The 13,985-nt window shown below is 50.1% G+C and carries 9 protein-coding genes; 8 read left to right on the top strand and 1 reads right to left on the bottom strand.

What is annotated here, in order from left to right:
* Nucleotides 1-28 precede the first annotated feature (28 nt).
* Nucleotides 29-3,883 carry a YhdP family protein gene (locus INP77_RS02220; RefSeq protein ID WP_194747062.1) on the bottom strand — a complete coding sequence of 1,285 codons (3,855 nt, stop codon included), beginning with the start codon at nucleotides 3,881-3,883 and terminating at the stop codon, nucleotides 29-31.
* 198 nt (nucleotides 3,884-4,081) lie between these two features.
* On the opposite strand from INP77_RS02220, the gene abc-f reads away from it, so the two are divergent.
* The 8 genes from abc-f (at nucleotide 4,082) to INP77_RS02180 (ending at nucleotide 13,973) form a co-directional block, all read left to right on the top strand.
* On the top strand, nucleotides 4,082-5,983 hold the full coding sequence (abc-f, locus tag INP77_RS02215; protein ID WP_194747061.1) for a ribosomal protection-like ABC-F family protein: 1,902 nt from the start codon (nucleotides 4,082-4,084) through the stop codon (nucleotides 5,981-5,983).
* 47 nt (nucleotides 5,984-6,030) lie between these two features.
* Nucleotides 6,031-6,603: a hypothetical protein gene (locus INP77_RS02210; protein WP_194747060.1), complete on the top strand. Its 573-nt coding sequence runs from the start codon at nucleotides 6,031-6,033 to the stop codon at nucleotides 6,601-6,603.
* Between the two features lie 171 nt (nucleotides 6,604-6,774).
* Nucleotides 6,775-7,455, top strand: coding sequence for a response regulator transcription factor (locus INP77_RS02205; protein ID WP_194747059.1), 681 nt, complete (start codon nucleotides 6,775-6,777; stop codon nucleotides 7,453-7,455).
* An 18-nt stretch (nucleotides 7,456-7,473) separates the two neighbouring features.
* A complete protein-coding gene (locus INP77_RS02200; RefSeq protein ID WP_194747058.1) occupies nucleotides 7,474-8,604 on the top strand; it encodes an ATP-binding protein in 1,131 nt (376 codons plus the stop codon).
* Between the two features lie 76 nt (nucleotides 8,605-8,680).
* Complete coding sequence (lysS, locus tag INP77_RS02195; RefSeq protein WP_194747057.1) at nucleotides 8,681-10,219, top strand: lysine--tRNA ligase; 1,539 nt, start codon at nucleotides 8,681-8,683, stop codon at nucleotides 10,217-10,219.
* 151 nt (nucleotides 10,220-10,370) lie between these two features.
* The gene (locus INP77_RS02190; RefSeq protein WP_194747056.1) at nucleotides 10,371-11,831 is read left to right on the top strand and encodes a porin; all 1,461 of its coding nucleotides are present in this window, start codon (nucleotides 10,371-10,373) and stop codon (nucleotides 11,829-11,831) included.
* 156 nt (nucleotides 11,832-11,987) lie between these two features.
* Nucleotides 11,988-12,182 carry a YezD family protein gene (locus INP77_RS02185; RefSeq protein ID WP_194747055.1) on the top strand — a complete coding sequence of 65 codons (195 nt, stop codon included), beginning with the start codon at nucleotides 11,988-11,990 and terminating at the stop codon, nucleotides 12,180-12,182.
* Nucleotides 12,183-12,242: 60 nt separating this feature from the next.
* On the top strand, nucleotides 12,243-13,973 hold the full coding sequence (locus INP77_RS02180; RefSeq protein ID WP_194747054.1) for an alginate export family protein: 1,731 nt from the start codon (nucleotides 12,243-12,245) through the stop codon (nucleotides 13,971-13,973).
* The last annotated feature ends 12 nt before the right edge of the window (nucleotides 13,974-13,985 follow it).

Below are 13,985 nucleotides of genomic sequence, written 5' to 3'. Positions count from 1 at the left end.
TTTCCGGTTTAAATGCTTGATATTGACATTAATGCAGATTTTTTAAAGGTTGAACAGCAGGGGTGGCCGGGGCTTTTTTATCGGCGTCGGCTTCCTGCGGGTTATCCCAGGTGCCTGTAATCATATACTCACTGGCACTGATTTTGTTAAGTGGATCTTTGAGCAGCTTTTGCGCGACAAAGGCAGCCACCCCGACAATTGGCCCGCCAGCCAGCGCTGCAAGCGATACCGAGTCGGAAATATGTGGGACGACCCGCACTTTGAGGCGCTGCGTTTCGGCCTTGAGATTGGTCTCCCCCTTGATTCTGGCCTCAGCGGCGGGGCCGGTCATAAACAGGTCATCGCTGCGTAAAATCCCGTCGCGAATATTGGCGGTAGAGGTGATTTTGTCAAAGGCAAAGCCTTCGCTAAACAAGTCGTGGAAATCCAGCGTCAAGCGTCGTGGCAAGCTCTGCAAGCTCAACAGGCCGAGCAAGCGTCCCACACCGGGTTGCACTTTCAGGATCTGGCCTTTTTCAAGCTGCATGGTGAAGCTGCCATCCAGGCGTTCCACGGCAAACTCATGCGGGCTACCTGGCCAGCCTAATTGACCGTTCATGCTGCCGGTGCCGCCTTTAACCATTTCTCCTCCCCCTGGCTGAAAACGCTGCAAGGTTTTACCCAGGTTGCTGGAGTTCAGGGTGAATTTGAGCTGTGTCTGCGGGCTTCGCACCGAGTTGCGCCAAGTGCCATCTGCGCTCAGTTGGCTGTCTGGATTGGTGATGTTCATGCGCTGGATGACCCAGCTCTCACCGCTGTTAACCGCTTTCAACTCCAGGCTGCCTAATTGTTTGTCGCCAAACTGGAAGTCTTGCGCGGTAATGTCCAGTTCTGGATAAGTCATGTCTAACCTGCGTGCTTCGGAAAGGGGCGCAATATTATCGTTATCCGGCGTGCGTGGTACTCGCAGGTAATTGAGGCGCGCGACCAGCTTGTTTGGTTTGCCAGATAACCAGTTGGCTTCGCCTGCCAGCTCCTGGCTTTGAATCAGCAGCTTGAGACGTTCGCTTTCGGGCGTGATATTGAGTTTGATCTGGTGCAAATTACGGTCAAATATATGCAGCGTGCCAGCCGTCAGCTCCACTTGATTGAGTGCAAGCGACGAAGGGCTGCCACTTTGCGTGTTTCCGGCCTGGGTAAGTGTTGGCAACCATTCGTCAAGGTTAAGCTTGGGAAAATCTGCTCTGAGGTTAATGCCATTGCCCGTCGGTAACCTGGCAGGCGTGTTAATGGCGATTTCACCGGCAGTGATGGTGGCCGTATCGCCATTCACTTGCCGGAACAGGTTGGCATGTAGCCACTCATTGTAATCAACCGCAATCTTGTCAGGCTGGTTGGTTTCCTGGCGCACGCGGATGATCAGGTTGGCAGGGGTATCGACACTTTTTTTCGCGGGCTCGGGCAAGTCAATGGCCATGCCAATTAGCTGGGAACGGATATCCAGCCTCAGGTTAGGGGCCTGTATCAGCAAATTACTTTTCCAGTCTGTGGTGCCGTGCAACGCGCGCGTCAACAGGTTGTTATCCAACTTTTTGAGCGCAGCATCAGTGATACGGCCGCTGCCTTGAATAATCACTGATTTGTCCGGGCGCGTCGTTAGGCTGAGCGTGGCAGGGTTATCAAACAAACTCAGTTGTATGCCTTGCGCTTGCAGGCCTTTTTCATTGAATTTGAGATGGCCGTTGATATTGCTCATTTCGGGCATGGCCATTTGCGTATTGGCCGCAATATGCCCGTTTTTGATGGCATAGTCACCTTGGAATTGGCTAGCATCCACGTTGTTGAGCGGGATTTGCAAGGCCAGTTTAAGGTCTGCCGCCCCGGTGGCTTTGAGTGTGTCGGTAAAGCCCATGGCCACTTGCTTGACCGGGCTGGTATTCACGAATTTAATGCCTTGCTCCAAGCTGCCGGTTGCGGCAGCCTTAACGCTCAAAATGGGGTCGTCCGCATCCAGTCTGGGGATTTCTACCTGGGCTTGTGTAATGTGCTGGCCAACGGTGGTGGCATTTTTAACCGTAATATCCATGCGCTTGCCTTCAAATTTGAGGAAGGCGTCTATATCTTGTACCTGCGGCCAGTCAGTGCCGTATTCAAGCTTGGCGTGATCCAGCTGTGCGGTGACCCTGAACAAGCCCAGCGAGGGGTCGGAGTGGAATGCGGCATTCACATATGGAAAGTCCTTGACCTTGCCTTTGACTATCACTTCACCGTGCCTGATCTGACCACTCAGGATAGAGGTGTCCAGCCAATGTAAGGTTGTCTGATCCAGCAGCAGCGGGTAGTAAAACGAAGCGAATTTAGCGTCACCGCGTTCTATCTGGCTGTGGAGTTGTATGGTGTCGCCACCGGTGGCACCCAGCTGGTATTCCAGGTTGGTGCGTAAAGCGAGGTGAGGGTTGGCAAAGTGAAGATTGTGGGTGGTAATGAGCATTTTCTGCCCGTTATTACGCCACTCAACTTCACCTTGTAATTGGTCTATCGGTAATGGCCAGCGCAGCAATCCAGCGAGTTCAATCACCGCATCGCGGGTGTCTAGCTCCAGGCTGCCTGCATTCGGCTTGATCGAGAGTTGCCCCGCCCAGTTTTGCAAGCCGGGGAGCTGTTCATAGGCTTTTGCGTGTAAATGGTTAAAGCCTGCCGTAATGGCATAGTCTTGCCACTGGTTGTCATGGTAAAGCCAGCGGGCCTTTAGTTGGGTCGCGTTACCGGCAGGCGCCATATTTTCAAGGTAACGGGTCAGTGCCGCATCTGCCGGCAACCATTGTGCCAGCAGGTCGCTTTGACTCAGGCCCAGTTGTTTGAGGGTGAGTGTGGCTTCATGGCCATGCTGGTCCCATTGCAGTTCGCCATTGGCATCAGCAAGGGTCAACCCAGGCTGAATGTCGGCAGAAAAATGTTTGAGGGTGAGCATCTGCCGTTGTTCCACACGCTGCCAGCGTACTTCCCCACTCAGCGTTTTAGCAATAAAAGTCTGTGACGTGCGCGCAGGCGAGACGGCAACATTGTTGAGCGCCACCTGTGCAGCCAGGCGTTGCAGTTGCAACTTATCAAAGGCCAGCGTGGTGGTCAGGTTCCCTTTGCCGGCAGTCAGGTCTATCGGCAGGTCTATCCAGGGCCGCCATGCGGCCAGATCGGTTTCTGGAAGGCGTAACGAAAGCTCACCATGCCAGGCTTCAGGTTTGGCAACATCATCACCAACGGCAACCGCTTCAACATGAATACGCTGTTGGGTGCCCCTTGAAACCAGCGTGTCGATATGGATGCTGTGACGGTGTAACAACCGTTGCCACACCGGCGTCAATATCTCAATATTCAAATCCTTGAGCAGTAAAGGCGGCGCTTGCCGTTGCTCGTCCAGCCAGGTCACTGTCGCATTGGATACTTTGATCCGCCGTTGTGACAACAGCCAGTTAGCAAAAGCCGGATTGCCTTGTCCAGACATAGACATCCCGGCAAGAAAGACTTCGCCACTGGCCGTCCGCCTGATCACCAAGGTGGGTGCGTCGATACTGAGGCTCACCAATGAGGGGGAGAGTAATGCCAGGCTGCTCCAGGACAGGCGGGTGGTGACTTGTGCCAGCTCCAGGGCCGGGCGGTGTTGGCTGTCAAACAGGGTCACTTTGCCCAATGTCACTTGCGGTGCCAGCCCCCGCCAGCGGATGGCAATGCTGGCAATGGTGATTTGCTGATTCAGCGATGCACTGAGCTTTTGCTCGATTTGCCCGCGGTAATCGTCAATGTGCGGAAACACATAAAATTGGATGACGCCTACGATGCCTGTCAACAGGATAAGGAGGCCGATCAATAAAGAGAGCAGCCAGCGTTTTATTTTTTGCAGAGGCATATTAGGGGTTTTGCAGGACAAAAAAGATATTATTTATTTGTGTGACTATTTTACTCGAAAACAGTTGCGCCGCCTTCAGCCTTCTTCCTAGATTGCTGTTTCTTAAGCCCTCTTTGCTGGGATTTATCCACCGGTTGGGCATGATTCGTTTAAAATGCGATTCTTTTGCAGTTCGATGTCGTTCAAAGGTATTCAAGCGTGATCCAATTTAAGCAGCTGACTTTTTCGCGGGCAGGCAAGCCCTTGGTCGAAGGGGCCAGTTTTCAGTTGCATCCAGGTCATCGGGTGGGGTTAACCGGGGCAAATGGTGCCGGTAAGTCTAGCCTGTTTGCCCTGTTGCGGGGCGAGCTGGTGGCAGAGGCGGGTGAATTGCTCATTCCGCCGCAATGGGTGATTGCCCATGTGGCGCAAGAAACACCCGCGCTTGCCCAGTCTGCCCTGTCTTATACGCTAGAAGGCGATGAAGAGTTGCATGCTCTACAATTAAAGTTGGCGCAAGCCGAGGCTGAAGGTACGCAAGATCCTATCCTGATCGCTGAGTGGCATCAGCGGCTGGCTGATATTGAAGGCTATAGCGCGGAGGCGCGAGCTAGCGCTTTGCTGGCAGGACTGGGCTTTACGCAGGCGCAACTCAACCGGCCTGTGAGTGATTTTTCCGGGGGCTGGCGTATGCGCTTGAATCTGGCGCGTGCGCTGATGTGCCGTTCGGACCTGCTGCTACTGGATGAGCCAACCAACCACCTCGATATTGAAGCGGTGATTTGGCTGGAGGGCTGGCTCAGTGCCTATCGCGGTACCTTGTTGCTGATCTCACATGACCGTGAGTTCCTGGATAACACGGTGAATCACATCTTGCATATCGAACAGCGGCAACTCAGCTTGTACCGTGGCGGATACAGCGATTTTGAGCGGCAACGGGCCGAAAAGTTGGTGTTACAACAAGCCAGCTATCAAAAACAGCAACAGCAAATTGCACACTTGCAGCAATATATCGACCGATTCCGCGCCAAAGCGACCAAGGCCCGCCAGGCTCAAAGCCGAATCAAGGCGCTTGAACGGATGGAACGGATTAGTGCGGCGCATGTGGACTCGCCTTTCAGCTTTAGTTTCCGGGAGCTAGGCGCCGCGCCAGACCCCTTATTGGTCATGAATCAGGCGGCGTTGGGCTATGGCGCGCAAGCACTGGTCAAATTGGCGCATCTGGCGATCCGGCCTGGTGAGCGCATAGGCTTGCTGGGTAAGAATGGGGCCGGTAAATCCACCCTGATCAAGGCATTGGCCCAATCGGAAACCTTGCTGGCCGGTGAGCGGGTTGAAGGCAAGGATTTGCGGATTGGCTATTTTGCGCAGCACCAGCTGGAGCAATTGATTGCCGAAGACTCCCCGCTCATGCATTTGCAGCGCCTGGACCTTAAGGCCAGGGAACAAGAGTTGTTGGACTTTTTAGGCGGTTTTGATTTCAGGGGCGAGATGGCAAAAAGTCCATGTGGCTCCTTTTCTGGCGGCGAAAAGTCTCGGCTGGCGCTGGCGATGCTCATCTGGCAACGTCCCAACCTGATTTTGCTGGATGAACCCACCAACCATCTGGATATTGAAATGCGCCATGCCCTGTCTATGGCCTTGCAGGCCTATGAAGGGGGGATGGTCATGGTCTCGCACGACCGCACACTGCTGGCGACGTGCTGCGAAAAATTTGTGCTTGTTGCTGAAGGCCAGGTCAGCGTGTTTGATGGTGACTTGGAAGACTACAAGCGGTCTTTGCTGCAATCTGCGCCGTCTGCCATGTCCGAGCCAACAAGCACGGCCACCAAACAGAATGCCTATCATCAGCAAAAAGCAGATCGGCAGGCGCGGTTGCAAGCGCGCAGACCGCTGCTCAAAAGTCTGGCAGCACTGGAGAAGCAGCTGGCCGAGCTGGAGCAAACCAAGCAATCACTAGACAGCCAACTGGCTGAGAGCGGTATCTATGAAGCCTCGCAACGGGAGGCTTTGCAAGCACTGTTGATTGCACAGGCACAAAACCAGAAACAGCTGGATACGGTTGAGAGTGAATGGTTGTCGCTACAGGAAGCACTTGAGGCATTGCCGGAAGTAGATTAGCTGTTGTAGTAAACATATATATAGGAATCATTGATAAAGGAATAGTTATGGAAATGACGTATGAAGAGCGGCTGAAGTGGTTACATCAGCTCTGTCAGGCCCAAGCCAATGCAGTGCCACTGTCTGCTGAAGCGGCCAAGTCTGCCTATGCGAATGCCGATGTGGAAGAGGCCGCGCATTACCTGGCAAGTTTTTTAACTTTTCAGGCCATACGTTCTGCAGAGCGCCATCCGGCCGATGAGTTGCAAAGCGACTTTGATATGCTGGGGGTGTATCAGTGTTTTGGCTTGATGTTGTACGCCTTTTTGCTCATGCCATTAACGCAGGACGGGCACCAGCCAGATTATGCCCGGGCACAAGTGACGATAGGCAAAACCTTGTTTGCAGGGCTGGCGCCAGAAATGCTGGCAGAGATTATCGAGTCTGGGTTTCATAAGTTTCAATTGATCGCAGAAACCGATTCCGAGCACTGGCTGACCTACCGCGAAAATCTGGATAAAGTGACCATCAGCTACCTGATTGCAAGCACAGACGATGACAGTCCACATGGCCCGGAGGATGTATTGCCCCTGTTTGGTCAGTTGCTCAGCCAGTTGTGTGAGGCTTTTACTGCGGATTAAATTTTGCATCGAACATATTTGCGGTATACTTTAAATTGATTTAACATTTTCGATTCAGTTTGAAAACTTGGGTAAAATGTCTCGCTTACGCTTGTTATTGAATTTGTTTGTTCGTTAAGATTCCGTGGCTAAAGTACATTGAGCCTAATGCAAATCTCAAAAAGGACATAAATGAGCAAGCTGCTGTTGATTGACGATGATGTTGAACTAGCCAACATGCTAAAGGAATTTCTGACGCAGGAAGGCTACACCGTGACAACTGCACATGATGGCCTGACGGGTGAGCAATATGTTCTGGCTGGCAAGTTTGATCTTGCTATTCTGGATGTGATGATGCCTGGCCAGGATGGATTGCAAACATTACGCAACATCCGTCAGCATTCCGATATTCCTGTGTTGATGTTGACCGCCAAGGACGACAACGAAGGCCGTATTGAAGGGCTGGAAGCTGGCGCGGATGACTATGTTCAAAAACCCTGTTTGCCACGCGAGTTGGTCGCCCGCGTGCGTGCGATCTTGCGCCGCCATACCAGTGACAGTCCCAAGGGGAATGATATTGTGGTTGGTCAACTGGTGGTTTCCAGCGAGCGCAGAAAAGTGTTCTGGGCGGATAAACCTATCATTTTCACCAGTACCGAATTCAGTTTGATTGAAATTCTTGCCAAACATGCAGGCACCATCGTCAGCAAAGAGGATCTGTCAGTCAAGGCCTTGGGTCGTCCGCTGGTCAAGTATGACCGTAGCATTGATGTTCATTTAAGCAGTATCCGTCAAAAAATCTCTGAGGTTTCCGGCGGGGTCAATGTGATTCAAACAATTTACCGCGTTGGCTATCAACTGGTAAGAGAGTAATTCGTTATTGCGAGGCCTATGGGGCGCCTGTTCTGGAAGTTATTTGCAGCACTTTTTCTGGCGCTCATTTCAACCGATATTATTGTTGGAAACATTGCAGAGTGGGAGCTGAATCGCAAGCTGATCGGCTACCACGAAGCGTTGCATGCCGCGAGTGACCAGGTTAAAGCACAAGCCCCGACGCAACCCTCTAATGAGCTGATCCAAAAAACACTGTCACATGAACACCTGCCTATGGTGTTTAACCTTCCGGTTTGGGTGTTTGTTTTCGGCATTCTCGCCAATCTCGTCTTTGCCAGTTTGCTTGCCTGGGCCATCGCGCATCCTATCAAGCTGCTGCTGATTCATCTTAAAAGTGCAGCAGAGGGCGATCTGCTCGTGCGTGTCAGCCCCAAGATCAAGGCCTCTTATGATGAGTTTTCCGGCTTGGGGCAGGCCTTTGATCTGATGGCGCTGCGCTTGAATAATATGATCAAAAGCCAGTCAAACATGATGCATCATGTTTCCCACGAACTGCGTTCCCCATTGGCAAGAATACAGATGGCTGTTGGTCTTGCTATGCAAAATCCACAAAAAATTCAGAGCTCTTTGCAGCGCGTTGAGCTTGAAGCTGTGCGCATGGAACGCATGATCTCTGAATTACTCGAAATTTTTCGCTTTGAATCGGATATACACAAGCTGCAAAAAGTAGAGGTGGATTTGCAAGCTCTGCTGACAGGCATTGTTGGGGATGTCCTGTTTGAAAAGCATGACGCCAAGCTCCGGTTGTTGATGCCAGATGAGCCCGTCATCCTGGATGGGCAACTGGAGTTGTTGCAACGTGCGATTGATAACGTGATCCGCAATGCGCTCAAATATGGTCCTGTGGATGGTGAGGTGACGATTGAGTTGCAACATAGTCAGCGTACTGGCGAAATTATTCTCGAAGTACAGGATCAGGGGCAGGGCGTAGAGCCACAAGAGCTTGAGCAGATATTCAAGCCTTTTGTGCGAGGTCGCCGCGCTTCGCAAGTCGAAGGGCATGGCATCGGCCTCGCCATGACCAAGCATATCGTTGAAGCCCATGGCGGCTTTGTCAACGCCACCAATCTAAGCCCGGACGGATTCATGATCCGTATTCATTTGCCCATCCAGCAAGAAACGACGTAGACGATCCTCTAAAAATCAGCGCTAACAATGCTAAAATAGCGCGTTTAAGATTACGCAGGCGAATGCCGGATACAATATGACAGCACAACATTCCCACCCAGATAACGCAACTGAGAGCGTGGTTGATGAAAATCATGTGATTGCAGAACGTCGCGAGAAACTACGCTTGCTGCGTGAACAAGCGCAGGCCAGCGAGACGGCCGTTTTCCCTAACGATTTCAAGCCAGAGCATAAAGCCGCCGCGTTGCAGGCCGCATATGCCGAGACTGATAAGGAAACCCTGGATCCTCAAGAAATCCCGGTAGTGGTTGCCGGCCGCATGATGCTCAAGCGCGTCATGGGTAAAGCCAGTTTTGCTACGATTCAGGATAGCTCAGCACGTATCCAACTTTACATTGCCAGGGATGAAATTGGTGAAGCCTTGTATGACCAGTTCAAGCACTGGGACATGGGCGATATCCTTGGCGCGAAAGGCCGGTTGTTCAAAACCCGTACCGGCGAGTTGTCTGTGCATGTCACTGAATTGCGCTTGCTGACCAAGTCATTGCGTCCCTTGCCGGAAAAATTTCATGGCTTACAAGACCAGGAAATCAAATACCGCCAGCGCTATGTCGATTTGATCACCTCGGAAGAAACCCGTGAAACATTCAAGGCCCGTTCCAAAGTGGTGGCAGCGATTCGCCAGTTCATGAACGAAAACGAGTTTCTGGAAGTGGAAACCCCGATGCTGCATCCTATTCCAGGGGGCGCCTCAGCCAAACCATTTATTACGCATCACAACGCACTTGATATGCAGATGTTTATGCGGATTGCACCTGAGTTGTATTTGAAGCGTCTGATTGTCGGCGGCTTTGAGCGTGTGTTTGAAATCAACCGTAACTTCCGCAATGAAGGCTTAAGCGTACGTCACAACCCTGAATTCACCATGATGGAATTCTACGCCGCCTACACCGACTACCAGTGGCTGATGGATTTTACCGAACAATGTATACGCGCAGCTGCCATTGCTGCTCGTGGCACGGCAGTATTGAGTTATGCGGGTAAAGAGGTCGATTTAAGCAAACCGTTTGAGCGCTTAACCATTTTGGGCGCCATTCAGAAATATGCGCCGCACTACACCGCCGAGCAATTGAATGACGCCGAGTTCTTGCGCAAAGAATTACTCAAGTTTGGCGTCAAGGCGTTTGACCATGCAGGACTGGGCGCATTGCAGCTGTCATTGTTTGAAGAGACCGCAGAAAGCCAATTATGGCAACCTACTTATATTATTGATTATCCGGTTGAAGTGTCCCCCTTGGCACGCGCTTCTGACAAAAATCCTGAAATTACCGAGCGTTTTGAGCTCTTTATTACCGGGCGTGAAATGGCCAATGGTTTTAGCGAATTAAACGACGCTGAAGATCAGGCCGCGCGCTTCCAGGCCCAGGTAAAAGCCAAAGAAGCTGGTGATCAGGAAGCCATGTATTACGACGCTGACTTTATTCGTGCACTGGAATACGGCATGCCGCCGACAGGTGGATGCGGAATTGGGATAGACCGTTTGGTCATGCTGATGACTGATAGCCCCAGCATTCGTGATGTGATTCTCTTCCCACACATGCGTGCTGAGAGTTAACTCAGAGATAATGTGAAAAAGCCACCTTTAAAGGTGGCTTTTTTTATACTAGTCCGCTGTAAGAAATATGTAAGGTTTGTCATTAAAGTGTCATATTTGTTCTTCAAAATACGCCCCGTTGTTTATAGAAATATTCAATCAGGGAAAATTTATGAATTCAAAATTACACCGCATTTTATCTGCGGCGTTGGCTGGTGGCTTGCTTGCAGGTTTATCACTGACCGCAATGGCAGATTCCAACATTGATCTCGTGCAGGCATTGGTCGCCAAAGGCGTACTTACTGAAGAAGAAGGTGCCTTGCTTATGAAAGGCCGTGACAACGAAGTTGAAGTCCAGAAGAAAAAAGAAAAGAAAAACTGGACTAGCCATGTAAATATCCGTGGTTATGTTCAGAACCGTGTGACCAAAATGATTGGTGATGACGGCGATAATCCAAGAAATCCTGTTGATTTATGGTCGGACCGCTCAGTTGGTACAGATTCATCAATCAACCCTGATAAGAATTTCTTGATCCGCCGTGCACGTATCATTGTTTTTGGTGATTATGGCGATCATTTGAGCTACTACATTCAACCAGACTTTGCTTCATCAGCCAGTGGCACCAACAACATTGCACAATTGCGTGATGCTTACGGTGACATCAATATTGATAAAGCCAAAGTACACCGCGTGCGTGTAGGTCAATCTAAAGTGCCTTATGGCTTTGAGAACTTGCAATCCTCTTCAAACCGTTTGGCGATGGATCGTGTAGACGCGTTGAACAGTGCGGTTCGCGACGAACGTGATACTGGTGTTTTCTACTACTACACACCTGAAAATATCCAGGCATTGTTCAAAGAGATTAATGATAAGGGTCTTAAGCACTCTGGTAACTACGGTATGTTTGGTGGTGGCTTTTATAATGGCCAGGGAGCTAACCGAAGCGATGTTAACGACAATTATCATGTAGTTGCTCGCGCGACTTATCCATGGAAAACCGAGTCTGGTCAGATTTATGAAGCAGGTATTCAGGGTTATCATGGTCAGTATGCAGTGACTACTGGGCGCTACAATTTCACCGGTGGCGCGGTTGCAAGTTCTGCAACTAATATCAGCTCCAATGGAGGGGTAAGCAGTGGTACCGCTATTCCGTTTATTGATGGTGGTGTGAATGGTGCCAATCGTAATGGTTTTAAAGACGAGCGCGTTGGTGTCAGCTTTATCATGTATCCACAACCATTTGGTTTACAAGCTGAATGGAACTGGGGTACCACACCAGGCTTGGATATCGCACAAAACAGGATTGAAGAAAAGCATTTACAAGGTGGTTATGTACAAGCCATGTACAAAATCGACAATTTCCAGTTCTTGGAAACAAATGGCACTTTAATTCCATTTATTAAATGGCAATATTTTGATGGTTATAACAAAGCCGAAACCAACGCCCCACAAAACCATGTTAACGATTGGGAGTTGGGTCTTGAGTGGCAATTGGCACCAGAAGTTGAAATTATGGCTGAGTATCACCGCATGAAGCGTAACAATCTGGTTACGGGTAATCGTGCTAATACTCTGGATTATCAAAGCTTCACCGCCGATGCTCTGCGTGTACAGGTACAGTACAACTTCTAACTTTTTCCGTACGAATCTCAAACTCAAATCCCGCAGTGATGCGGGATTTTTTTACTCCTTATATAGCTAAAAGTAATATAAAAATAACGAATAATTATTTTTTAAAATATAAATAGTCTGAAATAATGCTGTTAATTCAATGTGGTGAGAGGCAGCATGTCTACAGAACAACACAAAACTGAGAGCGCAGCAGATTCCGCAGTGTTGGCGGTGGTTGCTTCCGCGATCACTGCGGTACAGCAGGATACTGGCTATGGTTCCATCGAAATCACGATACACGATGGCCGGGTGACGCAAATTGAGCGACGCGAAAAAGTCCGCTTTGATCATCAAACCAAATCCAAAAAGTAATTAATAGTTTAGTAAACACTGACCAGGCCGCTGGAAGTCATTCAATTTCGGGAGAATTACATGCAATTAAAAAAAATGAGTCTCGCACTGGCGACCGCAAGCTTGTGGTGGTTGGGTAGTGGCGTGGCCTTGGCAGAAGAGGCACCGCTTGCAGAGACACAAGTAGAGGATACTGAGCAGCAGAAAAAGATCAAGGCACGCCTTGCAGAGATTAAAGCTGAGGAAAAGGCCGCTGCCAAAGCTGCAAATGGTTATTACGTTGAACGTCGCAGCTATGGCACACAAAAAGAAACCGAGCCACCTCGCTATGTCAGGCAGCTGAATAAAACCTGGCTTAAGGATTATGATTCCTTCGCTGATGTGGATTGGCTGGATATCGGCTTTGAACATCGTGCGCGTTTTGAAAGCCGCCAAAATGACTTCCGTCGTGCACAAGAAAACATTGATGAACCTATTTTGTTGCGTACACGGGCTTACCTGGGCTTGAAGAATATCCTGGATCCTTTCCGTTTTGCAGTGGAGGTGCAGGACTCCCGCCGGAATCACAGCGATTACAACGGTTTTAGCGACCCGCGAATTTCTAATGACCCCAAAGATATCGACCATGCGGACTTCATCCAAGGCTACTTGGAGCTCTATTTTAAAGAGAGCATTTTTGGCAAAGATGATTTAGGCAATAGCCGTCCATTTTGGGTGCGCGGTGGCCGCTTGGCCTGGGAAGATCTGGATCGTCGTCTGATTGCGCGCAACGAGTGGCGTAACACGACGAACTCATTCCAGGGTATACGCGCCAATATCGGTGAAAAGAAAAATGACTGGCAACTGGAAGCCTTCGCAGTGCAACCGGTACAACGGTTTGCTAATCAATTAGATCAAGTTGATCATGCCCAGCACTTTTATGGCTTGGTAGGTGATTGGCGTGGCTGGTCTGAGTACGTCACCATTCAGCCATACTACTTTTACTTGAAGCAGGATGGTAGCAGGGTCAAGTATGACGGCAATGGTGTGGAGTACGCTAATCGTGCCTGGTATAACGCGGTAAGACAGGCACAGGCACAAGTGGATCGCGAAATTAGTACGGGCGGTATTCGCGTTTTCGGCATCTTGCCTGGCACACAGTGGGACTTTGATGTGAGCTATAACAAGCAGTGGGGGCATGTACAACGCTTTGTGACGAGCAGCGCGCAATCACTCTCTTTAGCTAATGGCCGGTATATTACTGTTGATCAAGATGCTTATGCCTACAACGCTGAGGTCGGGTATACCTTTAACAAACATCTTTGGAAACCCCGTTTTAGTGCCTCTTACGGTGTAGCGACTGGTGATCATGTTTCTGGCGGTAGTAGTTCCAGAGACACCTCTGACAATCAGGGCTTTGATCGCTTGTTTGGTTTTGCCCGTCCCTGGTCTAACAATGACTACATTCAAATGAACAATATTCGTGCGACCAAAGTGCGGGCAGAGTTCGATCCTAAAGTCCCATTTTTGGAGAATGTAAAGGTTGATACAGGCTTTAGCTGGTATCGATTGGATGATGCAACCGCCAGCTGGTCTGCTGGGAGTAACTTACAAGATGTCAGTGGTCGCTCTGGGACAGATTTGGGTAAGGAGGTTGATTTGAGAATTCGCTTCCCCTTGAATCAGTACGCCTCACTCAATTTAGGCTACGCACACTTCTGGGCCGGTGATTTTGTCAAAGATGCAATCAAGATTGCTTCAAACAACAATGACCCTACGCGCTCACTGAGCTCAGACTTTTTCTACACAGAATTGACCCTGCTGGGCTTCTAGCTTAAAGGATAT

Origin of the sequence: Methylophilus sp. 13, from assembly GCF_015354335.1 — a bacterium.
Taxonomy (GTDB): Bacteria; Pseudomonadota; Gammaproteobacteria; order Burkholderiales; family Methylophilaceae; genus Methylophilus; species Methylophilus glucosoxydans.
Note: the sequence above shows the minus strand (reverse complement) of the source record. Positions and strands in the feature narration are given on the sequence as shown.